Origin of the sequence: Paracoccus denitrificans (assembly GCF_900100045.1) — a bacterium.
GTDB lineage: Bacteria > Pseudomonadota > Alphaproteobacteria > Rhodobacterales > Rhodobacteraceae > Paracoccus > Paracoccus denitrificans.
In genome coordinates this window covers 1-23,804 of record NZ_FNEA01000019.1, presented here as the reverse complement: position 1 = coordinate 23,804, position 23,804 = coordinate 1, and the positions used below count along the sequence as shown (strand labels likewise).

The following is a 23,804-nucleotide window of genomic DNA, read 5'->3' as shown; positions in this document are numbered from 1 at the left end:
TTATTCCTTCGTCACCTGACGATAATTGACCGAGGTGACCGAGCCGCCCGAGGTCCAGTTCTGCACGTTCTGCTGCAGCACCACCTGCTCGATCTTCTGGAACATCGGGATGATCGGCGCGATCTCGCGATACTGGCTCTGGATGTCCAGATACATCTGCACGCGCTTGTCGGTATCGCCCTCCAGCGTGGCGGCCTCGACGGCCTGGTTCATCTCTTGCGGCACCGCCCAGCTGTTGCGCCATGCCAGCTGCGACAGCCCGGCATCGTCGGCGTTGTTGGGGTTATGAGCAAAGGTCGAGGCATTGGTGTTCGGATCGGCGTAATCCGGCCCCCATTCGCCGATGAAGATCGGCACCTGCCGCGCGCGATAGGCGTCAAGCACCTGCGCCCCGGTCATCTGCTGGATTTCCAGCGTCAGCCCGACCTGGGCCATGGCGGCTTGCAGGGTCTGGGCCGCATCGACATATTCGCGGATGTCGCGCACGATGGTCTTGACGGTGCCCGAGGTAATGCCGGCATCGGTCAGGATCTGGCGAGCCTTCTCGATGTCATAGCTCCAGGGATTTTCGTCCGCGGCACCCAGATAGCCCTCGGGCAGGAAGTTCTGGTGCACCTTCCACTGGCCCTTGAGAAAGCTCGATTCCATGCCCGCGTAGTCGATCAGGTATTTCATCGCCTCGACCATCTCGGGCCTGGACAGCAGCGGGTCCTTCTGGCTCAGCCCCATGTAGAGGATGCGGCCGCGCAGCTCGTCCAGGACCTTCAGCCGCTCATTGCCGGCGACGCCCTCGACATCGGTCGGCGTCAGGTTGCGCGCCACGTCGACATCGCCCTGCTCCAGCAGCAGCCGCTGGGCGCTGCTTTCCTGGACGTGCCGCACGATCACCCGGGCCATCGTCGGCGCGCCCTGCCAATAATCGGGATTGGCGACCAGTTGCACCGCCTCGTTCGGCCGCCACGCGCCCAGGGCGTAGGGACCCGAGCCCGCGCCGTTGGTGGACAGCCAGGCATTGCCGAAATCCTCGCCCTCGGCATGGCTCATGGCGGTTTCCTTGTCGATGACCGAGCCGACCTCGGAGGCAAGGCAGTTCAGCACGAAGCTTTGCGCATAGGGCTGGTCCAGTTGCAGGATCACCCGGTTGCCGTCGAAGGTCACGCGCTCGTCCACGTTCTCGGCGGTAAAGCCGAACTGGTTCAGGATGAAGGCCGGCGACTTGTTCAGCTTGACGGCGCGTTGCAGCGACCAGGCGGCATCCTCGGCCCGGACCGGGTTGCCGGACTGGAACGTCACGCCCTCGCGCATGGTCAGGGTGATGGTCTTGCCGTCCTCGCTGACCTCCCAGCTTTCGGCCAGGCTGGGCTTGATCCCGGCGTTCAGGTCCAGCGGATCGAAATCCACCAGCCGGTCGTAAAGGCTGTGCACCACGTCCTGACCCGAGAATTCGAAGCTCTGCCCGGGATCGAGGCTGATGATGTCGTCGATCTGATGGGCGATGACCAGCGTGTCGGCGGGCGTCTCGGCCTGCGCCGCGGTCACGGTCAGGGTCATCGGCGCGGCCAAGGACACGGCCGAGGCCAGGAGCAGCGCGCGAAGCGGAAAACGGTTCTGCATGATGGGACATCCCTGTTGTCGCGTCCCGTCGTTCGCGGGACTGGAATGGTAGCAGATTGGCACGAAGCAAGGCTTGCCGCAAGCCCCGCGTTCCGCGCCGGCCGGGCAGTGCCGATGATGCGCAAGCCCGGCCGGCGGGGAAAATCGCCGCCCGAGGCTTGCGCCGGGCCGTGCGCCCGTCCTATCTCGGGCTGAAGGAGAGACCATGGAAAAACGCACCCTTCCCGAGCGGCCCGGCTGGCGCGACAAGGCCGAGGAACTGGGCTTCACCTTCGCCGACATGGGCGGCGAGCCCTATTGGGACGAGACCAGCGCCTATCGCTTCACCCTGCGCGAGATCGAGGAGGATATCGAAGCCCCCGCCACCGAACTGCATGCGCTGTGCCGCGAGGCGGTGGACCGCGCCGTGCGCGACGAGGCCTGGCTGACCCGGCTCGACATCCCCCGCCAGCACTGGGACCTGATCGCCGCCAGCTGGTCACGGGGCGAGCCCGAGCTTTATGGCCGCATGGACCTGGCCTATGACGGCAACGGGCCGGCCAGGCTGCTGGAATACAATGCCGACACGCCGACCTCGCTTTACGAATCCGCCAGCTTCCAGTGGCTCTGGTTCGAACAGCAGCAGGCTGCGGGCGTGCTCGACGCCGATGCCGACCAGTTCAACAGCATCCACGAGGCGATCGTGGCGCGCTGGACGCAGATTTGCCCCGACGGCGAAGAGGTGCATTTCGCCGCCGATCCCGACAACCCCGAGGATTACGCCACCGTCGAGACCCTGGCCTGGGCGGCGCGCGAGGCGGGCCTGGGCGCGCATTTCACCGCGCTTTCCCAGATCGGCCTGACCGAAGAGGGCCAGTTCGCCGACGACCAGTCCCGCGTCATCGGCACGCTCTTCAAGCTCTATCCGTGGGAGGACATGCTGCGCGACGAGTTCGCCGCGCATCTGCAAAGCTCCGGCACCCGCTTCATCGAGCCGCCCTGGAAGGCGGTCCTGTCGAACAAGGGCATCCTGCCGCTCTTGTGGCAGATGTTCCCCGGCCACCCGAACCTGCTGCCCGCCTTCTTCCTTGCGGATGTGCAGGATGCGCTGACCGGCGGCAATCCCGCCCCCGAGGCGGCTCAGGCTTTCGAGGCGGCGCGGGAAACACTGGCGCTGGGTCACGTCACCAAGCCTATCTTCTCGCGCGAAGGCGCAGGGGTGGTGATCCACGAAGGCGGCCGCGAGGCGGCGCGCACCGGCGACGACAGCTATTCGCACCATCCGATGATCGTGCAGGGCCTTGCCCGGCTGCCGGATTTCGGCGGCTTCCGCCCGGTGCTCGGCGCCTGGATCGTCGGCGAGAACTGCTGCGGCCTCGGCCTGCGCGAGGACCGCTCGCCCATCACCCACAACCTGTCGCGGTTCAAGCCGCATTTCATCGAGGGCTGACCATGACCGAACGCCTCCCCCGCAAACGCTCGCGCCATGTCGCGCTGGTGCTGGCCGGAACCGCGACCCTGGCGCTCGCCGGCTGCGAGGACGACCGGATGGACGCGCAAAGCTTTCCCGACCTGGAAAGCTGCATCGCCGCCAGCAAGCAGGAAACGCTGTGGTTCACCGAAGAGGACTGCCGCAAGAACTTCGCCGCCGCCCAGCAGGAATTCCTTGAAACCGCCCCGCGCTACGAATCCAGGGAACTTTGCGAACAAGAACACGGCGCCGGCAATTGCGGCGGCGATCCGGCCCAGACCCAGGAGGCGCAGAACTCGGGCGGCGGCTTTTCCTTCATGCCGCTGCTGGTCGGCTACATGATGGGCTCGATGCTGTCGCGCGGCGGCGGCATCTCGTCGCAGCCGATGGTGCGCACGGCGGACGGCCGCTTTTCCACGCCCAAGGGCGACCAGAGCTTCGCCAGCAACCGTGGCGCGGGCAAGGTGCCGGCCGCGACCTTTCAGCGCGCGCCCTCGACCCTCGGCAAGCCGCCGATGTCGGCCGCGCAGGTCAGCCAGCGCGGCGGCTTCGGCGCCTCGGCCACCGCGCGCTCGGGCGGGCGCAGCAGTTTCGGCGGCTGACGGGCTTTCCGTTGCCGAAATACCCTCGGGAGTGAATTGCGGCGCAAGCCGCAAGAGGGGGCGGACAGCCCCCTGCTCCGGCGTCTCCATGCGCCAGCCCTCAGTTAACGCTAACACACACCCTTGCGTAGCCGCGCGGAAAAGCGCAACCTGCCGCGAGTTTTCCGCAAGAACGAGGCCCGCCATGACCCCCGAACAACAGTCCCAGAAGACCCGCGCGCTTTGCGAACTCGCCCCGGTCATCCCGGTCCTGGTGGTCGGCGACGCGACCCGCGCCGAAGGGTTGGCGACGGCGCTGGTCGCCGGCGGCCTGCCGGTGCTGGAGGTGACCCTGCGCACCCCCGCCGCATTGCAGGTGATCGGCGAAATGTCCAAGGTGCCGGGCGGCCATGTCGGCGCGGGCACGGTGCTGACACCCGACGACGCCAAACGCGCGAAGGATGCCGGCGCCAGCTTCGCCGTCTCGCCGGGCGCGACCGAGCGGCTGGTGCGCGCCTGCGAGGATATCGGCCTGCCCCTCCTGCCCGGCGCCGTCACCGCATCCGAGGTGATGCGGGCGATGGAAATGGGCTTTTCCATGCTGAAGTTCTTTCCGGCCGAGGCGGCGGGCGGCGCAAAATCGCTGAAATCGCTGGCCGGGCCGCTGCCGCAGGTCAGCTTTTGCCCGACCGGCGGCGTGACCTTGCAGAACGCCCCCGACTACCTAGCGCTGCCGAACGTGATCTGCGTCGGCGGCAGCTGGATCGCGCCGGATGCTGATGTGGCCGCCGGCGATTGGGCGGCGATCGAATCCCGCGCCCGCGACGCGCGCACCCTGCGCTAGCCCCGCCATGGCGATGACCCTGGCCGAGACCGACCCGATGCGCCGCGCCCGGCGCAACGTCATCGTGCTCTTGCTGGCACAGGCGTTGCTTGGGGCGCAGATGTCGATGATCTTCATCGTCGGCGGTCTGGCCGGCCAGATGCTGAGCCCGAACCCCTGCATCGCCACCCTGCCCTTGTCGATGATGATCCTGGGATCGGCGCTCTCTGCCCGGCCTCTGTCGGGCTTCATGCGCCGGCACGGGCGGCGGGCGGGGTTCCTCCTGTCCTGCGGCTCGGCGGCGCTGGGGGCGGCCATCGCCGCCTATGGGCTGGCCAGCGGTAATTTCTGGCTGTTCACCGCCAGCGCGCTTTTCACCGGCGTCTATATGGCGGCGCAGGGCTTTTTCCGCTTTGCCGCCACCGATTGCGCGCCGCCCGAGTTCCAGTCGCGCGCGATTTCCTGGGTGCTGGCGGGCGGGCTTGCCGCCGCCTTCACCGGCCCGTTCCTGGTGCGGCTGACAGCGGATGTGACCGCCATCCCCTTCCTGGCCACCTATGCCGCGATCATCGGGCTGAACCTGCTGGGGCCGGTGCTCTTCGCCTTTCTGGACATTCCGAAACCGCCCGCCCCCGTCCGCGGCCAGACCGAGGGCCGGCCGCTGGGCGAACTCTTGCGCGTGCCGCAGATCGCCGTGGCGATGATCTGCGGCATGGTGTCCTATGCGCTGATGAACCTCGTGATGACCTCGGCCCCGCTGGCCGTGGTGGGCTGCGGGTTTGCGACGGCGGACGCGGCCAATATCGTCTCGGGCCATGTGCTGGCGATGTTCGCGCCCTCGTTCTTTACCGGCCACCTGATCGCCCGCTTCGGTGCCACGCGCATCGTCATGGTCGGACTTGCGATCCTGGCTGGCGCCGGGGCGGTGGCGCTGTCGGGGGTCGATCTCGCGCATTTCTTCATCGCCATGATCCTGCTCGGGCTGGGCTGGAACTTCGGCTATATCGGGGCCACCGCCATGCTGACCCGCGCCTATCGCCCCGAGGAGCGCGAGCGGGTGCAGGGCCTGAACGACGCCGTGGTCTTCGGCGGGGTGTTCCTGGCCTCGCTGTCCTCGGGCGGGCTGATGAACTGCATGGGCGGCTCGACCCAGGCGGGCTGGAACGCGGTCAACCTGGCCATGCTGCCCTTCCTGGTGCTGGCGGGGGGTGCGCTGTTGTGGCTGATGCTGCGCCCGCGCGAGGTGGCGCGGTAATAGGCCGGAGCCGAAGGGTGGGTTCACAGCCCGACCTGGAAAGCCTGGAGATTTCCATGGCAAGGCATTGATCGCTCATGCAATGATGGCGTCACGCCTTGCGCAGTGCGATCACCGCGTTCAGCCCGCCGAAGGCGAAGGCGTTGGACAGCACCGCCTCGACCCTGGCCTCGCGCGCCTCGTTCGGCACCACGTCCAGCGCGCATTCCGGGTCCGGCTCCTCATAGCCGATGGTCGGCGCGATCACGCCGTCGCGCAGCGCCATGATGCAGGCCAACAGCTCGACCGCGCCGGTGCCGCCGATCAGGTGGCCGTGCATGGACTTGGTGGACGAGATCATCAGCCGGTCGGCGTGATGGCCGAAGGCATGGGCCACCGCGGCGCATTCCGTCTTGTCGTTCGCCGCCGTGCCGGTGCCGTGGGCGTTGATATAGCCGACCTCGTCGGGGCGCATATGCGCGTCCAGCATGGCGCCGGTGATGGTGCGCTCGGCGCCGATGGCTGACGGCATGACGATGTCCTGCGCATCGGCCGACATGGAAAAGCCCACCACCTCGGCCAGGATGTCGGCGCCGCGCGCGACCGCGTGCTCCCAATCCTCGAAGACGAAAACACCCGCGCCCTCGCCCTGCACCATGCCGTTGCGGGTGGCCGAGAACGGCCGGCAGGCGTCCTTGGACATGACGCGCAGCCCCTCCCACGCCTTGACGCCGCCAAAGCACAGCATCGCCTCGGACCCGCCGGTCAGCATGACCGTCGCCGCGCCCGAGCGCACCATGTTGAAGGCCAGGCCCATGGCGTGGTTGGAACTGGCACAGGCCGTCGCCACGGTGAAGCTGGGCCCCAGCAGCCCGTATTCCATGCTCAGATGCGAACAGGCCGCGTTGTTCATCAGCTTGGGCACGACGAAGGGATGGACGCGGTTCTTCCCCTCTTCATAGACGGTGCGGTAATTCTCGTCCCAGGTGTTCATGCCGCCGGCGGCGGTGCCCAGGACCACGCCCGAACGCAGGCCCAGCTCGCCCTCGAAGACCAGCCCGGACTGCGCCACCGCCTCGCGCGCGGCAAGAAGCGTGAACTGGGTGAACTTGTCGTAAAGGACGATCTGCTGGCGATTGAAATAGGTCTCGGCCTCCCAGTCGCGAACCTGGCCGCCGATGCGGATCGCCAGCCGGTCCACGTCGCGGAAATCCAGCGGGCCGATGCCGCAGCGCCCCTCGCGCATCGCCTCCAGCGTCGAGGGCACGTCGCGGCCAAGCGCGTTGACGGTGCCCATGCCGGTGATGGCGACGCGGCGCATGCCGTTGGCGTGGCGGCCCATGATGACGCGGCCCAGCATGGTGCGGGCCATCTTGGTCGCGCTCTTGACCTTGCCCTTGACCTTGCCGGGCTTGCGCGGGGTTTTCGGCGGCCTCTCGCCCTTGTTCCTCTTGGCGTTCATGCCTTTTCAGCGACCAGCTTTTCCACGGCGCCGATGATGGCGCCGAGAGTCGAGATGTCGAAGTCGGATTTCTCGGGCTCGTTGGCGTTGAAGGGCACCGAGATGTCGAAGGCTTCCTCGATGGCGAAGATCGATTCGACGAGGCCCAGGCTGTCGATGCCGATCTCTTGCGGCGACATCTCGAGCTTCAGCTCGGACGGGTCCAGCATCGCCTGTTCTGCGATGATCTGGATGATGCGGTCGCGGATTTCTGTCATCTCGGCCTCCGTTCTGTCCCAGTCAGGGGCGATTGCCCCGGGAATGCTATTCCACGTCGCCCTTGTCGAGCAGTTTCTTAACAGTTTCGCGAAGCTCGGCCACCTGCGCATAGAGTCGCGGCAGGCGGCGGATGTTCTTCTGCGCCTCGACATGGGTCTCCATCCGCACCGCCGGGCTGCCCAGCAGCACGCGGCCTGCGGGGGCGTTGGTAAAGATCTTGGTGGCGCCCCCCGCGATCACGTCGTCGCCGACGAAGATGTTGTCCGAGACGCCGACCTGCCCGCCCAGCACCACGCGATTGCCGATCCGGGCCGAGCCGGCGACGCCGACAAGGCCGCAAAGCAGGCAATCCTCGCCCACCACGCAATTGTGGCCGACCTGCACGAGATTGTCGATCTTGGTGCCGCGCCCGATCCGGGTCGCGCGGATGGTGCCGCGGTCCACGGTGGAATTGGCGCCGATCTCGACATCGTCGTCGATCTCGAGCCCGCCCAGAGAATGGATGCGGGTCCAATGCTGCTGGCGAATCTCCTGCCGCTCGCCCAGGGACTGGCGGATTTCCTCGACGCCGGACTTCTCGGGCGTGACGAAGGAAAACCCGTCCGCGCCCAGCGAAACGCCGGGGTTCAGGATCACCCGGTCGCCAATGGTCACGCCGTGGGCGATGCGGACGCCGGCATGGATCAGCGCGTCGCGGCCGATCACCGTATCCGCGCCGATCGAGACATGCGAGGCGATGCGCGCGCCCGCCCCGATCCGCACCCGCGGGCCGATGACCACGAAGGGACCGATGGCGGCGTCCTCGGGCAGTTCGGCCGTCGGGTCGATCACCGCGCTGGGATGGATGCCGGGCGCGATGCCGGGGCCGGGATCGAAGGCACGGGTCAGCCCGGCCATGGCCAGCCGCGGCCGGCCGACCAGGATGGCGGCGCGCAGCCCCAGCGCCTCGGGGTCGGCCCCCTCGGCCAGCAGGGCCATGCCGCCGGGGCTGAGCTTCTCGGCATAGGCGGGCGAGGTAGCCAGCGCGATCTGGCCCTCTCCTGCCTGGCCGGCCTCGGCCGCGCCGTTGACGATCAGGCTGCCATCGCCCCAGAGGCGGGCATCGAGTGCGCGGGCCAGTTCGGCGATGGTCAGTGTCATGCGGCTCCCCTTTGCTTGGGGTTCATCTATTCATCCGCGGCCGCGGAATCCAGCCCGGCCTTGACCAGCGCCGCGTGCACCAGCGCATCGCGGCCATAGATGTCGGGAAAACGGCGGATCTGGCCGCTCTCGTCGGGGAAGGCGGTGAAATAGACCAGATGCACCGGCACGGGCGGGCGCAGGTTCAGATAGGTCTCGCGCCCGGATTTCAGCGCCTTGGAGAAAACCGCCTCGGGGCTTTCCACCTGGCCCTTCAGCAGCTCATGCGCCAGGTCGACCGGGCGGCCGACGCGGATGCAGCCATGCGAATAGGCGCGGCTGGACTGGTTGAACAGATGCTTGGTCGGCGTGTCGTGCAGATAGATGTTCCACGGGTTCGGGAACATGAACTTGACCTGCCCCAACGCATTGTCGTCGCTGGGTTTCTGCCGCATGCGATAGGGAAAGGTCTTGGCGCTGTATTTGCGAAAGTCGATGCGGTCGCGCGCAATGACATTGCCGGCCCCGTCCACCACGTCGAGATGCCCGACCGCATGCCGGTTGGCCTGAAGCCGCGGCAGGTATTCCTTGACGGTGATCGAGCGCGGCACGTTCCAGCGCGGGTTGACGACCATGTATTTCATCGTCTCGCTGAACTCGGGCGTCTCGAATTCGCGATTGGCCTTGCCGATGACCACGCGGGTCTCGAAGACCTCTCGGCCGTTCTCGTAGATGCGGGCGTTGAACTCGGGCAGGTTCACCCAGACATGGCGGGCGTTCAGGTCGTGCCCGCGCATCCAGCGCATCCGCTCCAGCGCAACCAGGATCGCCTCGGCCTCGGGGCCGGTGCCGCGGTTCAGCCGCGCCACCGTGCGCGGCCCGGCCACCCCGTCCGCCGGCAGGCCCGCCGCCTTCTGATAGGCGGCGACCGCCTGCGCCAGCGCCCCGTCATAGGTCAGCGGGCTGCCCATGGGCGCCGCGGCGAAACCGACCGAGGCAAGGCGCACGCGCAGCGCCGCGACCGCCGGGTCGCTGGTCCCCTCGCGCCACAGCCCCTCGGCCACCCGCGGCGCATCGCCGGGCGCGACCAGTTGCGACTGCCGCGCCAGCGCCTGGCGCAGCGCCTCATAGCGCGCATCCTGCGGCGGCAGCGCAGCGAGCATGGCGACCGGATCGGCGGCGGCGGCAAAGGCGCGCAGCAGATCGCCGGTCCGCGGGCGCTGCACCTCGCGCTTGATGCCGGGTTCGACCCGGCGCGGATCGAGGATCCCGCCCGACACGTCGCGGCTCCAGTCGGCGAAGGCGCGGGCAAAGCGGATCTCTTCCTCGACCGTGTCGGCGCCCTCGCGGTCGAGGGTGCGCAACGCCGCCTGGCGATAACGCGTGGGCGGCAACCCGTGCGAGGCCGCCTGCCCCAGCGCCTCGATCAGCGCAGCGCGGCGCGCGGCCCCCGCGGCGCCGGTAAAGACCGGCTTCAGCCCGTTCGTGCCATAGAAATCGGCCAGGCCCGGATGGTCGGCAACCTGCTGGGCCAGTTGCATTTCCTGCTCGGAAAAGCTTAGCCTGGGCGCAGGAAGCGCCGCGACCGGCACCACGTCCAGCGCCTGCGCCGCCGCGACGCGCGGCATGGCCGCCAGAGCGGCCGCAACAACCATCACACGAATCAACCCGGTAAAGCGCACTTGAAAGGTTCCTTTGCGTCTGCGGCAAATCTTCGCATTTGCGTCGATTCCGGTCCAGCGAGGCAAGTTTTTTCTTGCATCACTGATGCAGCGCAAACACGGCCGCGCAAAAACATCGGATTTGGTTCCGAATCACCCGGATATCGGCGGATTTTTGCCGAGAATGGCGGATCTTTGCTGCAAGCGAAACGAAAAGCTTCCCTCGGCTCGCGCGCTGGTGACATATTCTTAACCGGCTCCGGCTAAACCGGGGCGGGCCGTTTCAACGGGCGGCAAAAACAACGAAAGCAGGACAGGCGATCTGACATGACGTTTGAATCACTCTCGCGTCGGGGCATCCTTGGCGTCTTCGCGGCGACCACGGTGGCCGCAGCGCCGGTTATGGCCAATGCCTTCGGACTTCTGCGGGGCGCCGGCGACATCCGCCGCATTCGCATGTATTCGGGGCGCACGGGCGAAAGCATCGACACGGTCTATTGGGTCGAAGGCAAGTATATCCGGGATGCCCTCAATGAAATCAACATCTTCATGCGCGACTGGCGGACGGGCCAAGCGATCGGGTTCGATCCGCGCGCGATCGACATTGCCGCAGCCTCGCACCGGCTGCTGCAGACCAACGAACCCTACATGATGCTGTCGGGCTATCGCTCGCCGCAGACCAACGCCATGCTGCGCTCGCGCTCTTCGGGCGTGGCCAGGAACTCGCTCCACATGGTGGGCAAGGCTGCCGACCTGCGCCTGAAATCGCGCTCGGTCTCGCAGATGTACAAGGCCGCGGCGGCCTGCAACGCAGGCGGCGTCGGCAAATATTCGCGCTCGAACTTCGTCCATATGGACTGTGGCCCGATCCGCCATTGGGGCGCCTGACTCGCGACCGATCAACTCACGGTGATCACGCAAAGACCCGCCCTCAAGGGCGGGTTTTCGTTTGTCCGGGCCAAGCTTTTGTCCGCTCCGCTCTAGCGCAGTCGCGGCGGGGCCGAGGGATCGCGCCGCGCCGGTTCGGGTGCGGGAGGCGGGGGCGGCGGTTCCAGGACCAGCGCCCCGGCGGGGAGATCGGGCCCGGCAAAGCCGATGTCCACGCCGCCGGGCAGTTCGGGCAGGAAGGCCAGCAGTTCGGCCAAAGCCTTGGCCACCGCGTCCTCATGGGCCGGCTCGACGCCGGCAAGGATCAGCGCGTGGCCCTGTCGCCCGTCCTGCCATTCGGCCGCGACCAGCGCCAGCCGCCCGACCAGCCCGGCCATGTCGCCCAGCCGTTGCGCCAGGGGCTCGGCCAGAAGCGCCACCGCCTCGGGCGACGGCGCGCCCAGCCGCCGCGCCGCCTCGTCCGGCACCATGCTGGGGCGCGCCTGAAGCGCCTGCACCAGCCAGCCCAGCACGCCCGCATCCAGCATCAGCTGCGAGGCATGGCCCGGATTGACCAGCAGGCCCCGCCCCTCCTCGGCCAGCGCCGCGGCAAGCACCCGGCCCGGCAAGGCGAGATAGGCAACCGGGCCGCCGACGAAACCGGCCAGCCGTTCCTCGCGGTCGCAGGCCAGGGCAAAGCGCCCCTCGGGCAGGTCGAACAGCCGCAGCTCGGCACGGTCGTCGGCCGGTTCGGCCAGCAGCGCGGCGAAAAGCTCGGTATCGGCCAGGCGCGACAGGATGCGCGCGCGGGCGGGGGCATCGGCCTCGTGAAAGGGCACCTGGCAAAGTTCATCCAGCGGGGTCATCGGCTTCTCTCAACAGGGCGGCAACGGCGGCGCGCAATTCCGGCAGCAGGTCGGCCTGAAACCAGGGATTGCGCCGCAACCAGCCGGTATTGCGCCAGGACGGATGAGGCAAGGGAAAGATGTGCGGCCCATGCGCGCGCCAGTCGGCGACGGTCTGGGTCACCCCGCCGCGCGCCGCCGCACCCAGGTGCCAGCGCTGCGCATGGCCGCCGACCAGCAGAGTCAGCTGCGGCTGCAACTCGGCCATGACGCGTTCGCGCCAGGTCCGGGCGCAGATCGGCGGCGGCGGCAGGTCGGCGCCCTTGGCGTCATAGCCCGGAAAGCAGAAGGCCATCGGCACGATGGCAATGCGCGAGCGGTCGTAGAACTCGGCGTCCGACACGCCCATCCAGTCGCGCAGCCGGTTGCCCGAGCGATCGGCAAAGGGCCGCCCCGCCAGATGGACGCGCATGCCCGGCGCCTGCCCGACGACCAGGATGCGCGCGCCGGGCCGGAACCAGGCCACGGGGCGCGGACTGTGCCCGGTCGCCGTCGACGCAAAGCGCTGCTCGCAAAGGCGGCAGGCCGAGATCTCGCGAAGAAGGCTGGTCGAGGCGGGCATGTCCGGCAGATAGGCATATCCGGGCCGGCGGAAAAGGGCGGGCATTCACGATATGTCAAGCATTGATCGCCATGGTGGACAGCGCGGGCCCCCGGGCATATTGTCCGGCCTGCCGCGGCGCGGGTTTCAGGCCGCGGCAGTGATTGTGTATCTCGTAACCATTACCAGCCCGCGCATGCGCGTGGATCAGGACGGCCAGATGATCGAATTCGACAATGTCTCCAAGTCGTTCTGGACCGGAACCCAACGCAAGGTGATCCTCGATCGCGCGTCGTTCCGCATCGAACTGGGGCGGTCGATGGGCATTCTCGCACCGAACGGTACCGGCAAGACCACGATCATCAACATGATGTGCGGCCTGGAAAAGCCGGACGAAGGCACGATCCGCACCGAATGCCGGGTCTCTTTTCCGCTGGGTTTCATGGGCGGCATCACCCCTTCGCTCAGCGCCAACGAGAATGCGCGCTTCATCGCCCGCATCTACGGGCTCGACCCGGATTATGTCGAAGCCTTCTGCCGCTGGCTGACCGATATCGACGAATATTTCGACATGCCGGTCGGCACCTACAGCGCCGGCATGCGGTCGCGCTTTACCTTTTCGCTGATGCTGGCGCTGGAGTTCGACATCTACCTGATCGACGAAGGCATGCCCGCCACGACGGATCCCGAATTCAACCGCAAGGCGGGAACGGTGCTTTACGAACGCCTGAAGTCGGCGACCGTGATCGTGGTGTCGCACCAGGCGCAAACCATTGAAAAGTTCTGCCATTCTGCTGCCGTCCTTCGCGACGGCAAGCTATATCAGTTCGAAACCCTCGAAGAGGCCAAGCAATATTATGACTACACCGCCTAAGGCGCGCGCCTATCGCATCAGCCGCGAAGAGTCGGTGCTGGCAGCCAGCGAGGGCCCGCACGCAGCCGGCACGGCGCAAAAAGTGCAGGTCGAGGTCCAGAAGCGCATCGAATCCGCGCGCGCCGGCCAGAACCCCGAGCAGCTTTTCTCGACCGAGGAGGACGGTTTCGGCGACATGCGCTTTCCCGGCGCGGCGAAGAAGCCTGCCGAGGCCGCGCAGGGCAAGCCGCCGATGGCCGAACGCATCGCCGCGGTGCGGGCCGAGAACCTGACCGACCGCCAGTTGCGCATGGCGCGCCGCATCGCCGCCATGCACGAGATCAAGGCCGCTTCCGATCATGAGGCGGTGGTCCTGCTGCGCGACCGCGGCATCGACCCGTTCCACCGCGCCGCGGTCGGCAAGATCCTGGCGGAAGAGGGCGCGCGCGCCCAGGCTGCGGCATCCGCCAACGGCGCCAACATGCCGGTGCCGACGCGCCGTGACGGCCCGCCCCCCCGCAGTCGCGGCACCGAGATCATGCCCCTGTCGCCCGGCACCACCAGCCTGCCCTCGCGCGAGGCGCTGACCGAGGATCGCCGCGCCGCCGAGATCATCCGCATCCAGCAGGACATCGCCCGCCGTCGCCGCCGCAGGCTGTTGATGCTGCTTGCACGCCTTGCGGCCTTCGTCGTGCTGCCGACGCTGATCGCGGGCTGGTATTATTCCTCGGTGGCCACGCCGCTTTACGCCACCGTCTCGCAGTTCCAGATCCAGCAGGCCGAGCAATCCAGCCCGGGCGGCCTGGGCGGGCTGTTCGGTGGAACGCAGTTGGCCACCAATACCGACTCGGTCTCGGTGCAAAGCTATCTGACCTCGCGCGACGCGATGCTGCGGCTCGACAAGGATCTGGGCTTCAAGCGCGCCTTCCAGGAGCCGGCCATGGACCCGATCCTGCGCCTGCCGCCTGATGCGACGAACGAACAGGCCTACAAGCTCTATCGCAACTCGGTGAAGATCGGCTATGATCCGACCGAGGGCGTGATCAACATGGAAGTGATCGCCCCCGACCCCGAGCTCAGCCAGGAATTCTCGCTGGCGCTGATCAAATATGCCGAGGGCCAGGTGGACCAGATGACCGCGCGCCTGCGCGAGGACCAGATGAAGGGTGCGGTCGAGAGCTATCAGGATGCCGAGAGAAAGGTGCTGCTGGCTCAGCGCCGGGTGCAGGAATTGCAGCAGAAGCTGGGCGTTCTCGACCCGGCGGCCGAAGGCAGCGTCATCATGGGCCATATCGCCGAGCTCGAGCGCCAGCTGGCGGAAAAGAAGCTGGAACTGGGCCAGTTGAAATCGAACCTTCGCCCTAATGCCAGCCGCGTCGCCGGCGTCGAGGGCGATATCGGCCGGCTCGAGGAGATGCTGGCCCAGACCCGCAGCCAGCTGACCGAGGGCAACAACGCCCGCGGCTCGCTGGCCACCATCTCGGGCGAGATCCGCATCGCCGAATCCGACCTCATGACCCGGCAGGAACTGCTGGCCACAGCCGCCGCGCAGATGGAGACCGCGCGGATCGAGGCCAACAAGCAGGTCCGCTATCTCTCGCTCTCGGTCGCGCCGGTGCCCCCGGACGAAGCGACCTATCCCAAGGCTTTCCAGAACACGATCGTGGCCTTCCTGGTGTTTTCGGGCATCTACCTGATGCTCTCGCTGACGGCCTCGATCCTGCGCGAACAGGTATCTTCATGAAAAAATTCCAGATCGGCAATGTCACCGTCGGCAACGATCAGCCCCTGGCGCTGATCGCCGGGCCCTGCCAGCTTGAAACCCTCGATCATGCGTTGATGATTGCCGAGACGGTGGCCGAATCCTGCGCGAAGGCAGGCGCGGGATTCGTCTTCAAGGCCAGCTACGACAAGGCCAATCGCACCTCGCTGAAGGGGCGGCGCGGCATCGGCATCGACGAGGGGCTGCGCATGCTGGACGAGGTGCGGCGCCGCATCGGCTGCCCGGTGCTGACCGACGTGCATGACATCGAGCAGGCGCGGCTGGCGGGCGCCGTGGTCGATGTGATCCAGATCCCCGCCTTCCTGTCGCGCCAGACCGACCTGCTCCTGGCCGCGGGCGAGACCCCGGCGGCAGTGAACATCAAGAAGGGTCAGTTCCTTGCCCCCTGGGACATGCCGAATGTCGCCGAAAAGGTCGCCTCGACCGGCAACGAACGCATCCTGCTGACCGAGCGTGGCGTCAGCTTCGGCTACAATACGCTGGTCGCGGACATGCGCAGCCTGCCGATCATGGCGCGGACCGGCTGGCCGGTGATCATGGACGCGACCCATTCCGTGCAGCAGCCGGGCGGACAGGGCGGCTCTTCCGGCGGGCAGCGCGAATTCGCGCCGGTCATGGCGCGGGCGGCGGTGGCGCTCGGCGTCGCCGGCGTCTTCATCGAGACGCACCAGGACCCCGACAACGCGCCTTCGGACGGGCCGAACATGATCCATCTGGACCGGATGCCAGCGCTGATCGCCTCGCTGATGCGCTTCGATGCGCTGGCGAAATCCGATCCGGTGATGGGCTGATCAACCAGCCGCGATGGCTTGGGCCGCGGCATGGGCCGAGGCCCAGGCCCATTGGAAATTATAGCCGCCGAGCCAGCCGGTGACATCGACGACCTCGCCGATGAAATAAAGGCCGGGAACCGATTTCACCTGCATGGTCCTGGAATCGAGCGCGCGCGTATCGACGCCGCCGACCGTGACCTCGGCCGTGCGCCAGCCTTCCGTGCCGACCGGCCGCAGCACCCAGCGATTCACCCGCCCGCCCAGACGGTCGAGCACGGCATTCCCCTGGTCGGCCAGCCGCGCGCCAGCCAGCCCCGCTTCGGCGGCGATCGCTTCGGCCAGCCGGGCGGGCAGCCAGCGCGACAGGGCCGAGGCCACGGTCATGCGCCCGCCCTGCCCGCGGATCTCGCGCAGGCCCGCCGCGATCTCGGCATCGGGGGCCAGATCGACGATGATCTCCTCTCCCGGCCGCCAGAAGCTCGATATTTGCAGGATCGCGGGGCCCGACAGGCCGCGGTGGGTGAACAGCAGACCGTCGCGGAACCGGGTGCGCCGCCGCCCGGCGCCATGGCTGACCTCGGCCGCGACGGACAGGCCCGAAAGCGGTCGGCAAAGGTCCAGGTCCTGCTCGGCAAAGGTCAGCGGCACGAGCCCGGCCCTGGGCTCGACCAACGCAAGACCGAAATGGGCGGCGATGTCGTAACCGATCCCCGTCGCGCCCATCTTGGGGATCGATTTGCCGCCCGTGGCCACCACCAGGCGACGCGCGGCCAGCGGCCCTTTCGAGCTGGCGACCAGGAACCCTCGCTCGGCGGGCTCGACCTTTTCGACGGCGGTGCCCAGCCGCAACTCGGCCCCGCGCATCCGATGCAGCAGCATGTCGATGATCTGCCGCGCACTGCCGTCGCAGAAAAGCTGGCCCAGGGTTTTCTCGTGCCAGGCGATGCCCGCCTGATCGACCATGGCGACGAAATCCGCCGGCGAGAACCCGGCCAGGGCCGAAGCCGCAAAGCGCGGATTGCCGGAAACGAAGCGGTCGAGCCCGGTCGCGAGATTGGTGAAGTTGCACCGCCCGCCACCAGAGATGCGAATCTTTTCGCCCGGTGCGCGGGCGTGATCCAGGACCACGACCCTGCCCGCCCGGTCTCCCGCCTGCCGTAAAATCGAGCCGGCGCAAAAGAGTCCGGCCGCTCCGGCACCAAGAATGACTGTATCAACCTGTTCCATGCCGGGCGCATAAAACTCCCGCGGGGAAGCCACAAGATTTTTCCTTTTGCCTCTTGCACCACCCCGCCGCCTTGGCTAGATACGCCTCCACAAGTTGGGGCGTGGCCAAGTGGTAAGGCAACGGTTTTTGGTACCGTGTACCGTAGGTTCGAATCCTACCGCCCCAGCCAGTTCATCTAAGTTTTTGAGGAGATGGGATTTTCCTCCCTTAAGGACAGGATCTTTCCGAACCTTTTTGACGGGATAGCCTAGATCGGCTCGTGACCTGCCTCGTGATGGCGGTTGGGCGAAGGACGGGGTTATGCCCCAAGAGATGCCCCAAGCTGCCCCCCACATGAAGGATTCGCCCGTACTACTGACGGAACTCCCTCAGACTGGTAGAGCCCTCAAACACCACGCCAGATCAAGATAAGCGTGGGAGAAGAAACTGGGTAAACGAGTCAGCTTTCCTTCTTGCCGAACAGTCTGCCGCGTAGGCTGCTGATAGCCGTGCGGGTGCCGTTGACCAAACGCAAGATGATAACGGACGCCCCGAGGGACATGCAAAATACCATCGCGAGGATTACGGGGTCAATGATCTCACCCGCAAGAAGCGCGCCTATGCTGCCCGCTGTTCCACCTCCCACAGCCCCTCCAAACAAGGCACCGAGGCCGATAACGGCAATAGCTGGGATCCCGATACCGGTGCCCATTGCGACGACCCCCACACCGCCAACAAGCCAGCCCACGAATCCACCGACAGCCGCGCCGCTTGCTGCACCGCCTATTACCCACCCTCCAGACCCCTGTTCCACCAAGGCTGCATCCCACAGGAGGGAAAAGATAAGAAAGGTCAGGACGAGAACGAGGTGACGGCGGGTGAAGAGCACTCCCTTCATGAATAGATGTCTGAACATATATCTACCTTATGAGGACGATAAAAAGCCTGAACCTTAGGTTGCAGGAGGAGACTGATCTGGGGGAGTAACACTGTTAATCATGCCCCGATTCAATCGCCGAAGTAGCAAGGCAACGATTGCAAATACAATCGCGCCAAACAGATCCCCGTCAAAAAGCGTGGCCTTGACGGCAGCGAAGACAAGAAGTGCAATCAAGGCAAGAAGAAAGTAGTATAGGAACTGCACAAAGCCGTGAGCACCTTCTAGCTTGGCCTTGAATATCGCGTCATCTACAGCCTCCTCATCGACAGGCAGATCATCGGTATCGACGCATTCCTCCTCTGCTTCGTCGGGGCTTTCCTTGCTCTGGGTTCCCCGCACCCCCCAAGCTCGCATTTCTGCTTGCTTTTCCTCGAGTTCTCTTTCGCGTTTGCGCGCAGCGATCTTCTGTTGCAGATCCATAGCTCTGGTCCTTATCAAGTGTCGCTATCACCAAGAACACTCAATGCACCCAGTAGGGAAGCACCAGTAACTGCTGCAGCCGCTCCTACCGTAGCTTTACGTCCCTGACGTTTTGATCCAGCCTCAGCGTCGATAATATCATCGATGACGCGCGTAGCCCTCGATTCTCGCTCCTCCTCTGGCACCTTGCGCTCAAAGGTAATCATAAGGGTCTCTCGATCACTTATTACGAGATGCCTTTGCATGACCTTTTCCATGAACACCATACGCCACCCTTCAGCAGCCATGGCATTTATATAAGCTTCAAGAACAGCCGTCTCTATCCGCCCTTCTCCCAGAAGCAAGGAACTGATCGATCCGTCTGCAACATCGATTACTTTATATTCGTACTCCAAGGCGACCTCCTGGACGTGGTGTAGTGATAAGATGGTGGCTAGATGTGGGAACTGACGCGAATGAGCAGGAGGATGTTTTACGGGTCACTGCAAGGCCGCAGCACCTCATCACCGGAGCCAGGGGGCTAGCCATGGCAGGTGCACACCCTGTCTGTCGTTCACCCATCACGAAGTGCCCCACTCACAAAATACTTCCTAGAATCCATTTTTCACAAAATACTTCATAGAGCAAGTGGGATAAGTCTTGCTTGTGCGCGGGGATGGATACCGACCCCGACACCTTTCTCCTGGCCTATGCGCGGGTGCTGCGCAGGCATCGCAAGAACATGGAGCTCTCGCAGGAGGAGCTTGCGTTCCGGGCGGGATTGAGCATGCGCTATATCTCGTTGCTTGAGAGCGGGAAGCACCAGCCCAGTCTTGGCACGATGAAGGCACTGGCGGATGCTCTGGACACGAGCCTTACCGCGATGATCGGTGAAGCCGAAAACAACAACGATCAAGCATAGAGCCTCGCTTTACGCCGCTGGGTAACCAACGCTATGGTGGGAAAGGGCTATGGGCTACTCAGGCTGCGCCTTGAGAGGAAACCAGGGTGCCTATGAATTCTTAACCCCTTAGCTACTCCCCAAGAGAATACAGGGAATATACCCCCTATTGATAGGTATAAGTATGGGGAAGGAAGGGAAGAAGAAGAAGAAGAAGAAGAAGCATGGATAATCTCCTCGTGTATTCTCCTCCTTCTTAATTCTCTTCTTTCTTATCTTTTCTTAGAGGATGTTGAAAGGAACCACTTCTCTTCCGGTAGTATTCTCCCACTCCTTGAGTCTCGTCAGGTATCCCTCACAGCGTTCCGTCTCTCGGTATGTCTGGAAATCCAGTCGAACATAAACAGGGTCATCCTTCCAGCTATCATGGTCCAGCCCCAGAGCCTTTGCTTCCAAGGGAATTTCCCGACCGACCACCTCAACAGCAGCCTGCTTCATCGCTTCTTCTAATACTTTGCTGTGGGTATAGGGGATGATGGCACTGTCGTGAATGGTCAGAACAGGCAAACCCAGGAGAGTGCAATGCGTGATAACCCGCTCCATGATCTGGGAATCGGTGAACATCAACCTGATGCCTACATCCGAGCAAAGGCTATCCGCCAGCGCCGGGACATGCTCGCTAAAGGTGTTGATGGTCTTTTGCAGGGAAGTATTCTTCAAGTGTTTCCCGGGATGTCCAGCCTTAAGCCCTTCCCGAAAGGCTGAGCAGGCAGAACGAGTATCCTTGGCATTCAGAGCCGTCAGCACCAGTTGCTTGACCAGCCTGCGTTGCTCATCAGGATCGGTATCGGGGAACTGTCCAGGAGGAAGCTCATAGGGATCAGGAGGAAGCTCCACCCCTTGCTGCGCTGCCAGAATCTGGATGTGCATGGCCTTGAAGTCGATCTCGACAGTCGGAGTGTCATTGATGAATATCTGTGATCGTAGCTTGCTATTCAGCCCCTGCCACCACGGGCCATAGAACCGCCCGTTCATCTCCCATGAACCCCGGCTGAATATTCGCCTGACAAGCTGATGGCGAGGTCCGACAGCGACCCTGATGTCCTTTCCCCTGTTGTCCTGCCGGACGACCCACGGCTGCTCCAGGGTGGGGATGTCGATGAAGGTCTGTGCCAGCAGATCGTTATAGGCCGTCAACACCTGCCTCATACAGAGGGTGTTAATCGGTGTCCTGGTATTCCACTGCACGACTATAATCCCCTTCACCCTCCTTCAGGATAATGCATTCCGAGGGCACTACCTGGATAGCTCGACCATCAACAACCAACGCCTCGAATCGTTTCTGAAGCTCCGTGCTGGCCTGTATCCTGCCCGTCCGGTTCCCCTTTGCTCCAGGGGCGGCATAGCTACCCGCCGATACTCGCACGAGACCCGCCGCCTGTAGCTGTTTCACCAGCACCACCAGATGCTTGGAAAGCCCCAAGGGGTTATAGCGGGATTGGCTATCCCATGCCCCCTCCGAGAAGGGCATACCCAAGCATAGAAGAGGATCCTCCTGCCACGCCAGATAAAGGTCCGTCACCAAGACCCGTAGCTGCTCGATATAAGGCCGTCTGGGTTTCTTGCCGCCCTTCTGCTTCTCTGCCTCCCCGGTAGCAAAGTGCTGGTTCCAGATATCCTGCACCAGGCTTACCAAGGCGGGGTCTTCCGTCCAGATCGTGGTGCTCAGAGGCCGGGAATGCTGAGGATCAAAGATCGCCTCCTGCTTCTCGTTGGCTGGCTCATCCCCTTGTAACTGTTGCTGCATCTTTCCCCCGCATCCGTGTTTGATGTTGTATTTGGGCCTCCGAACAAAAAAAGAAAAGTGGGTGATCCCCGGCGACCGAAGCCGCCGAGGAAAAGCCTACATGCAGTCGATGGCATCCATCACAAGCTCAATGGCTTGTTGCTGCCACGGGGCAAGGACGGTTGATGTAAGAGGAAGCCATGCCCCACCATCGAGCCTGACCACCTCCTCCCCCTCGTCCGTGACATCATAGGCAAGGCTGCCACCATCAGGTCCAAGGAACACCACCGAGCAATCGCTGTTGAAGACCCGTGCCAAAGCTTCGGCATCGGCTTCTGGGCCGTAGGGCAGCCACCATCGCCCCTCACGCTGCACCAGCGCATAGACCTCCAGGGGTTCAGTCATTCCAACCTCCCAGACGCCCGGTGTGCAGGTAATAGGCAAGAGCCTCCCTGAACTGGGCCGCGTCCCGGAAACCCTGCTCCTGCGCCGCCCGATCCTCGGCCATGGAACGAGAAAAACCGCCATCATATTCCATGATAGCGGCCCTTTCCTCGAACTCGTCAATGTCAGGTATCAGAGGCATGGCAACCCCACCTTCTCGACGATCTCGCGCTTCTGCTCATTGCTGATCCCGGCGGAGTAGATGCCATAGGTCATCCTGTTCTCCGACCGTGCCGACTGGTGCCCGACGATGGATGCCGTGAAATGCTCCGGCACCCCTGCCCGCTCGCACTGCGTCACGAACCATTTCCGGGTGGAATGGAACACGACACCGGGCCGATCCAGCGCCAGAGCTTTCCGCATGGTGGCGAACCGCTTGGTCACGACCGAAACCGTCAGATCAGGAAACAGCCGCCCCTGCCTCGGCAGCCTTTCCAGAACCGGAGTCAGGGCTGAATGCAGCGGGATAAAGCGTTCGGCAGCATCAGTTTTCAGCGTCCTGACCGCGTTGGGCCTGACCCAGACGAACCAGCCCAGATTGCCCTTCCAGACCAGATCCTCCCTGACCAGCCCAACGGCTTCACCGGCTCGCATCCCGGTCAGCAGGCAGAACAGCAGGACGTCACCGATCCGGGAATCGTCTAAGTCCACCAGCTTCCCGACCTCGGCGTCCGTCAGTGCCGCGTAGCTGCGGTTTTTGCCCTTGGCCTCCACCCGCACGGTCTTGAAGGGATTCGCCCCCAACTCGCCTTCGTACACCGCCCAGTCGAGAAAATGCGCGACCTGACTAACCGTCCGCCGCTGCGTCCGGGCAGAAATACGATCGCCACGACTGGCCTGAATGAGTTGGTCCAGCCCATAGCCACGGGTTCGCCACGACTTCCCGGCATGACAGCCGAGCAGCGCCACCTTCCGCACGAAGGCCACGGCATCGTCGCGTGTGACGGCCCCGATCAGCCTCGTCCCATAGGCCGACACGAACAGCCCGACGGAGAATCTGACTGACTTGAACCCGCCATGCCGAAGTTGCCGCGACCGTTGATTGAGATAAGTCCGGGCAAGTTCCTTGACTGTCCTGCGCCCTACTAGCACCACGGGCGAGAACACTGGCGGCGCCACCATCACGGGCACCGGCTTCTCCACCACCTGCCCCGCCCTCGCCTTCGCCAACACCTCCTCATACTTGGCATTGACCTCCGCGGCCCGTGCCTTGGCGATGCGGGCATCCCCGGTCTTCAGCGACTGCTTCATGGCCTGCCCCAGAACAGGCTGGAGTTCCTTGGGATAGTTCCTGCGATACAGCCAAGTCTGTTGCTTGAGATATGCGTATTTGATCCGCACAGACATGCGACCTCCATCTGGGGCATCCGCCCCATTCCTCTAGGGCGTGTGGGGATTCACAAACGGGGGTTGATGTGATTCATCCTCCGGATGGATCGCGATGTTCTGACGGATGCCCAGTGGGCGAAGATCGAGCCGCATTGTCTGGGTAAGCCAAGCGACCCTGGACGCAGCGGCAAAGACAACCGGTTGTTTCTGGAGGCGGTGCTGTGGATTGTGCGCACGGGCAGTCCGTGGCGCGACCTGCCGGAGCGGTTCGGCAACTGGAACACGGCATTCCGGCGGTTCCGAGATTGGCGGGAAGCCGATGTTTTCAGGCGCATATTCGATGCGCTGTCGGATGAGCCTGACCTGGAATATGCCATGGTCGATGCGACGATCGTCAAGGTCCACCGTCATGGTCAGGGCGCAAAGGGGGGACTCAGAGCCAGGCCATTGGCCGCTCCAAAGGCGGCATGACGACCAAGATTCTGGCCCTCACCGATGCCTTGGGCAACCTCGTGCGCTTCCGTCTGATGCCGGGCCAGCGCTACGACAGCGTCGAGGTGCCGCCGCTGATCGACGGGATCGCTTTCGACGGGCTGATCGCCGACAAGGCCTTCGACAGCAATGCATTGGTTGCCGAGTTGAACGACCGCGGCGCTCGGATCGTGATCTCACAACACCCCGCCCGCGCGCAGAAACTCAGGATCGACCCCGACATCTACGCCTGGCGCCACCTCATCGAGAACTTCTTCTGCAAGCTGAAGGAGTTCAAGCGCATCGCCATGCGTGCCTGCAAAACCGATCAGAGCTTCGAAGCAATGGTCTACCTCGCTGCAGCCGTTATCAACTCACGATGAATCCCCACACGCCCTAGTGT

Annotated in this window: 26 protein-coding genes and 1 tRNA gene; 11 read left to right on the top strand and 16 right to left on the bottom strand. The window is 64.6% G+C overall.

What is annotated here, in order from left to right:
- Window positions 1-1,614: an ABC transporter substrate-binding protein gene (locus tag BLT64_RS16825; protein ID WP_011747571.1), complete on the bottom strand. Its 1,614-nt coding sequence runs from the start codon at window positions 1,612-1,614 to the stop codon at window positions 1-3.
- Between the two features lie 205 nt (window positions 1,615-1,819).
- On the opposite strand from BLT64_RS16825, the gene BLT64_RS16820 reads away from it, so the two are divergent.
- From BLT64_RS16820 to BLT64_RS16805, 4 genes are all read left to right on the top strand, one after another.
- On the top strand, window positions 1,820-3,043 hold the full coding sequence (locus tag BLT64_RS16820; protein WP_011747570.1) for a glutathionylspermidine synthase family protein: 1,224 nt from the start codon (window positions 1,820-1,822) through the stop codon (window positions 3,041-3,043).
- 2 nt (window positions 3,044-3,045) lie between these two features.
- Window positions 3,046-3,666, top strand: a complete 621-nt coding sequence (locus tag BLT64_RS16815) for a DUF1190 domain-containing protein (RefSeq protein ID WP_011747569.1) — start codon at window positions 3,046-3,048, stop codon at window positions 3,664-3,666.
- 184 nt (window positions 3,667-3,850) lie between these two features.
- Entirely contained in the window at window positions 3,851-4,489 is a 639-nt protein-coding gene (eda, locus tag BLT64_RS16810) for a bifunctional 4-hydroxy-2-oxoglutarate aldolase/2-dehydro-3-deoxy-phosphogluconate aldolase (protein ID WP_011747568.1), read from the top strand.
- A 7-nt stretch (window positions 4,490-4,496) separates the two neighbouring features.
- On the top strand, window positions 4,497-5,723 hold the full coding sequence (locus BLT64_RS16805) for an MFS transporter (protein ID WP_011747567.1): 1,227 nt from the start codon (window positions 4,497-4,499) through the stop codon (window positions 5,721-5,723).
- 91 nt (window positions 5,724-5,814) lie between these two features.
- Here BLT64_RS16805 and BLT64_RS16800 read toward each other — a convergent pair whose 3' ends face one another.
- From BLT64_RS16800 to BLT64_RS16785, 4 genes are all read right to left on the bottom strand, one after another.
- Window positions 5,815-7,023, bottom strand: coding sequence for a beta-ketoacyl-[acyl-carrier-protein] synthase family protein (locus tag BLT64_RS16800; RefSeq protein ID WP_041530143.1), 1,209 nt, complete (start codon window positions 7,021-7,023; stop codon window positions 5,815-5,817).
- A gap of 137 nt (window positions 7,024-7,160) precedes the next feature.
- Window positions 7,161-7,421, bottom strand: a complete 261-nt coding sequence (locus BLT64_RS16795) for an acyl carrier protein (RefSeq protein ID WP_041529833.1) — start codon at window positions 7,419-7,421, stop codon at window positions 7,161-7,163.
- Between the two features lie 46 nt (window positions 7,422-7,467).
- A complete protein-coding gene (locus BLT64_RS16790; RefSeq protein ID WP_011747564.1) occupies window positions 7,468-8,562 on the bottom strand; it encodes a UDP-3-O-(3-hydroxymyristoyl)glucosamine N-acyltransferase in 1,095 nt (364 codons plus the stop codon).
- A 26-nt stretch (window positions 8,563-8,588) separates the two neighbouring features.
- Window positions 8,589-10,196, bottom strand: coding sequence for a L,D-transpeptidase family protein (locus BLT64_RS16785; RefSeq protein ID WP_011747563.1), 1,608 nt, complete (start codon window positions 10,194-10,196; stop codon window positions 8,589-8,591).
- A 333-nt stretch (window positions 10,197-10,529) separates the two neighbouring features.
- On the opposite strand from BLT64_RS16785, the gene mepK reads away from it, so the two are divergent.
- Window positions 10,530-11,090, top strand: a complete 561-nt coding sequence (gene mepK, locus BLT64_RS16780; RefSeq protein WP_011747561.1) for a peptidoglycan L,D-endopeptidase MepK — start codon at window positions 10,530-10,532, stop codon at window positions 11,088-11,090.
- Between the two features lie 92 nt (window positions 11,091-11,182).
- Here mepK and BLT64_RS16775 read toward each other — a convergent pair whose 3' ends face one another.
- Entirely contained in the window at window positions 11,183-11,935 is a 753-nt protein-coding gene (locus BLT64_RS16775; protein WP_011747560.1) for an SseB family protein, read from the bottom strand.
- On the bottom strand, window positions 11,919-12,581 hold the full coding sequence (locus BLT64_RS16770; RefSeq protein ID WP_011747559.1) for a uracil-DNA glycosylase family protein: 663 nt from the start codon (window positions 12,579-12,581) through the stop codon (window positions 11,919-11,921). The genes BLT64_RS16775 and BLT64_RS16770 overlap by 17 nt, the downstream gene beginning before the upstream one ends.
- A 154-nt stretch (window positions 12,582-12,735) precedes the next feature.
- On the opposite strand from BLT64_RS16770, the gene BLT64_RS16765 reads away from it, so the two are divergent.
- From BLT64_RS16765 to kdsA, 3 genes are read left to right on the top strand one after another with little or no spacing between them, the layout of a single operon-like run.
- Window positions 12,736-13,389: an ABC transporter ATP-binding protein gene (locus BLT64_RS16765; protein ID WP_011747558.1), complete on the top strand. Its 654-nt coding sequence runs from the start codon at window positions 12,736-12,738 to the stop codon at window positions 13,387-13,389.
- On the top strand, window positions 13,373-15,112 hold the full coding sequence (locus BLT64_RS16760; RefSeq protein ID WP_011747557.1) for a KpsE/RkpR family capsule polysaccharide export protein: 1,740 nt from the start codon (window positions 13,373-13,375) through the stop codon (window positions 15,110-15,112). Before BLT64_RS16765 ends, BLT64_RS16760 begins: the two co-directional genes overlap by 17 nt.
- Complete coding sequence (kdsA, locus tag BLT64_RS16755) at window positions 15,109-15,942, top strand: 3-deoxy-8-phosphooctulonate synthase (RefSeq protein ID WP_011747556.1); 834 nt, start codon at window positions 15,109-15,111, stop codon at window positions 15,940-15,942. Before BLT64_RS16760 ends, kdsA begins: the two co-directional genes overlap by 4 nt.
- Here the strand turns inward: kdsA and BLT64_RS16750 are convergent, their stop codons facing one another.
- Window positions 15,943-17,151: a BaiN/RdsA family NAD(P)/FAD-dependent oxidoreductase gene (locus BLT64_RS16750; protein ID WP_011747555.1), complete on the bottom strand. Its 1,209-nt coding sequence runs from the start codon at window positions 17,149-17,151 to the stop codon at window positions 15,943-15,945.
- Window positions 17,152-17,246: 95 nt separating this feature from the next.
- Between BLT64_RS16750 and BLT64_RS16745 the strand changes: the two genes are divergently transcribed.
- Window positions 17,247-17,321 (top strand) — tRNA-Gln (locus tag BLT64_RS16745).
- Window positions 17,322-17,591: 270 nt separating this feature from the next.
- Here BLT64_RS16745 and BLT64_RS16740 read toward each other — a convergent pair.
- Genes BLT64_RS16740 through BLT64_RS16730 form a run of 3 tightly spaced genes read right to left on the bottom strand, consistent with a single transcriptional unit; the run spans window position 17,592 to window position 18,886 of the window.
- Complete coding sequence (locus BLT64_RS16740) at window positions 17,592-18,047, bottom strand: hypothetical protein (protein WP_011747554.1); 456 nt, start codon at window positions 18,045-18,047, stop codon at window positions 17,592-17,594.
- A 36-nt stretch (window positions 18,048-18,083) separates the two neighbouring features.
- Complete coding sequence (locus BLT64_RS16735; RefSeq protein WP_041529832.1) at window positions 18,084-18,491, bottom strand: hypothetical protein; 408 nt, start codon at window positions 18,489-18,491, stop codon at window positions 18,084-18,086.
- Window positions 18,492-18,505: 14 nt separating this feature from the next.
- Window positions 18,506-18,886, bottom strand: a complete 381-nt coding sequence (locus BLT64_RS16730) for a DUF4177 domain-containing protein (RefSeq protein ID WP_011747552.1) — start codon at window positions 18,884-18,886, stop codon at window positions 18,506-18,508.
- A gap of 260 nt (window positions 18,887-19,146) precedes the next feature.
- Between BLT64_RS16730 and BLT64_RS16725 the strand changes: the two genes are divergently transcribed.
- Window positions 19,147-19,392: a helix-turn-helix domain-containing protein gene (locus tag BLT64_RS16725; protein WP_041529831.1), complete on the top strand. Its 246-nt coding sequence runs from the start codon at window positions 19,147-19,149 to the stop codon at window positions 19,390-19,392.
- A gap of 261 nt (window positions 19,393-19,653) precedes the next feature.
- Here BLT64_RS16725 and BLT64_RS16720 read toward each other — a convergent pair whose 3' ends face one another.
- The 5 genes from BLT64_RS16720 to BLT64_RS16700 form a co-directional block, all read right to left on the bottom strand.
- Window positions 19,654-20,568: a hypothetical protein gene (locus BLT64_RS16720; protein WP_128492991.1), complete on the bottom strand. Its 915-nt coding sequence runs from the start codon at window positions 20,566-20,568 to the stop codon at window positions 19,654-19,656.
- A 22-nt stretch (window positions 20,569-20,590) separates the two neighbouring features.
- Window positions 20,591-21,178 (bottom strand): hypothetical protein, encoded by a 588-nt coding sequence (locus BLT64_RS16715; protein WP_011747549.1) that lies wholly within the window; start codon window positions 21,176-21,178, stop codon window positions 20,591-20,593.
- Between the two features lie 96 nt (window positions 21,179-21,274).
- A complete protein-coding gene (locus tag BLT64_RS16710) occupies window positions 21,275-21,562 on the bottom strand; it encodes a hypothetical protein (protein WP_011747548.1) in 288 nt (95 codons plus the stop codon).
- Entirely contained in the window at window positions 21,555-21,695 is a 141-nt protein-coding gene (locus tag BLT64_RS16705) for a hypothetical protein (RefSeq protein WP_241663483.1), read from the bottom strand. The genes BLT64_RS16710 and BLT64_RS16705 overlap by 8 nt, the downstream gene beginning before the upstream one ends.
- 38 nt (window positions 21,696-21,733) lie before the next feature.
- A complete protein-coding gene (locus tag BLT64_RS16700) occupies window positions 21,734-22,948 on the bottom strand; it encodes a DUF6538 domain-containing protein (RefSeq protein ID WP_041529829.1) in 1,215 nt (404 codons plus the stop codon).
- An 84-nt stretch (window positions 22,949-23,032) separates the two neighbouring features.
- Between BLT64_RS16700 and BLT64_RS26055 the strand changes: the two genes are divergently transcribed.
- Window positions 23,033-23,784, top strand: a protein-coding gene (locus BLT64_RS26055) for an IS5 family transposase (RefSeq protein ID WP_086000141.1) whose coding sequence is annotated in 2 segments (ribosomal slippage) — window positions 23,033-23,354 and window positions 23,354-23,784 — 753 coding nt in all. Because the reading frame shifts where the segments join, the coding sequence is not laid out codon by codon here.
- Window positions 23,785-23,804 lie beyond the last annotated feature (20 nt).